The 2,295-nt window shown below is 72.0% G+C and carries 3 protein-coding genes; 2 read left to right on the top strand and 1 reads right to left on the bottom strand.

The genetic code is table 11. The features are described from left to right. Nucleotides 1-186 precede the first annotated feature (186 nt). Entirely contained in the window at nt 187-987 is an 801-nt protein-coding gene (locus IH13_RS0111950) for an SDR family NAD(P)-dependent oxidoreductase (protein ID WP_031083652.1), read from the bottom strand. A 118-nt stretch (nt 988-1,105) separates the two neighbouring features. Here IH13_RS0111950 and IH13_RS0111945 point away from each other — a divergent pair, with 118 nt between their 5' ends. Beyond that, the gene (locus tag IH13_RS0111945; RefSeq protein WP_031083650.1) at nt 1,106-1,690 is read left to right on the top strand and encodes a TetR/AcrR family transcriptional regulator; all 585 of its coding nucleotides are present in this window, start codon (nt 1,106-1,108) and stop codon (nt 1,688-1,690) included. Between the two features lie 221 nt (nt 1,691-1,911). Further along, nucleotides 1,912-2,295 (top strand): M20/M25/M40 family metallo-hydrolase (locus tag IH13_RS0111940; RefSeq protein WP_031083648.1); only part of this gene is annotated, 384 nt, incomplete at its 3' end.

The following is a 2,295-nucleotide window of genomic DNA, read 5'->3' as shown; positions in this document are numbered from 1 at the left end:
GATGCACCGCATCTGACGCCGCGCGCTGATCCACCGGGAAGTGCGGGGCAGCCCTTGGACGGAGCTCGGGCGCGTCCTTCGCGCGAGGTGCCGGGCTCGGCACCGGCGTACGCCGCCCGCCGCACGGTCCGACCGGGGTGTGGACGCCGCGTACCCGGTCCGGTGCCGGTCCGCCGGGCTCCCGGCCTACTCCGTGGGGAGCATCGCCCGCCGGCCCGGGACGGCCGGGGACTGGCTCGTCATCCCGCCGTCCACCACCAGCAGCTGTCCCGTGAGGTAGCGGGACTCGTCGGACGCCAGGAAGACCATGGTGTGGCCGATGTCCTCCGGGGCGCCCAGGTACGGCAGCGAGTTGTACCCCTTCAGCGCCTCGATCACCTCGGCCGGCAGGTTGTCCAGCAGGGCCGGGGTCATGATCGTGCCCGGGGCCACCGCGTTGCAGCGGATGCCCTGGGGGCCGTACTGGACGGCGATGGACTTGGTGATGTTGACGACCGCCGCCTTGACCGCCCCGTAGGAGATCTGCAGCACGTCACCGACCAGGCCGGCCACGGACGCGGTGTTGATGATCGAGCCGCCGCCCGCCCGGATCATGTGCGGGACGGCGTGCCGGGAGCCCGTCAGGGTGGAGCGGACGTTCAGGTCCACGGCCCGGCCGAACTCCGCCATGTCCAGCCGCAGCAGGTCCAGGTCCTTGCGCGGGTTCGTGCCCCCGACGTGGTTGCAGAGGACGTCCAGCCGCCCGAACCCGTGCACCGCCGCTTCGACCATGTCGCCCACGGACGCGTCGTCCATGACGTCCACCGCGCAGGGCAGCGCCTCGCCGCCCGCCTCGGCGATCCCCCGGGCCGTCTCCTCGGCCGAGGAGAGGTCGTGGTCCGCGACCAGGACCCGCGCCCCCTCCCCGCTCATGAGCTGTGCGGCGGCCCGGCCGATACCGCTGCCCGCGCCCGTGATGATCGCCACCTTGTCCTTCAAGCGGTCCATCAGGTCATCCTCCGATCGTTCCGTCCCGCTTCTGCCGCGAGATTTATCAACATTGATGACAAGCGTAAGTCATCTATGATGACTTACCGGCCCGGCACAACCGAGGAGCACTGTCGCCATGAGTACGCGCCCCCGCGCCGCCAAACCGCGGCAGCCCGCGGCGGTGACCCGGAGCGTGATCTTCGAAGCCGCGCGCGAGCTGTTCGGGGAGGCGGGCTTCGACGCCGTCGGCATCCGGGCCGTGGCCGCACGCGCCGGCGTCGACGCCGCCCTGGTGATCCGCCATTTCGGCTCCAAGGAGCAGCTGTTCCTGGAGACGATGACGGTCGACCTGCCGGCCATCCAGGTCATGGAGGGCCCGCTGGACGGCATGGGCCGGGCGATCGTGGAGCATGTCGTCTGCCTGCCCTCGACGCGGACGGGCGCCCTGGCGGTGACGGCGCTCGCCGCGCTCTTCCGCGCCTCGGACCGCGACGAGGTGCGCCACAACCTGCGCGCGACGATCGACGAGGTGTTCGCCCGGCCGCTCGTACGGCGGCTGACCGGCGGCGACGCCGAGGTGCGCGCCCATCTGATCGCCGCTCAGCTCGGCGGGCTGCTCACCAGCATGCACGTGGTGCGGGACCCGGTGCTGCTCGCCGCCGACCCGGGGGTCGTCGTCGCCCGGTACGGGGACGCCATCCAGCAACTGATCGGCCCCTGAAGCCCGGTGGGGCGCGGGAACACGACGCCCCTGCCGGTCGGGTCGGCAAAAGCCGGTGAGTGTACCCGGCCGGAGTGGCCGTCACACGTCCCCGCGCCGCCTTTTGTTCGCCTGTGCGGCTGAACTTTTGTTGATCTGTGGCCAGTTGGGGGGTCGAGGGGCCTACCCTTCGCTGGGTGAACCATGTGAAGTCCCGCGCACCCCGAGCCGAGGCCGCCTCCATGCCCGGCACCCTCCCCGACGACCTGCGTGCCGAGCTCATCGCGTTCCGGCGCGACATGCACATGCACCCCGAGCTCGGTAACCAGGAGTTCCGTACCACCGCCGCCATCAAGGCGCGGCTGGAGAAGGCGGGGCTGACGCCGAAGGTGCTGCCCGGGGGCACGGGGCTGATCTGCGACGTGGGGGAGTGGGACGGGGTGACGCCGATGCTGGCGCTGCGGGCGGACATCGACGCCCTGCCGATCCCGGACACCAAGGCGGGCGTCCCCTACCGGTCCACCGTCCCCGACCGCGCGCACGCCTGCGGGCACGACGTGCACACCACCTGCGTCCTGGGCGCAGGGCTCGTCCTCGGCGAGCTGGACCGGCAGGGGCTGCTGCCG

Source organism: Streptomyces sp. NRRL WC-3549 (assembly GCF_000721935.1).
GTDB lineage: Bacteria > Actinomycetota > Actinomycetes > Streptomycetales > Streptomycetaceae > Streptomyces.
Note: the sequence above shows the minus strand (reverse complement) of the source record. Positions and strands in the feature narration are given on the sequence as shown.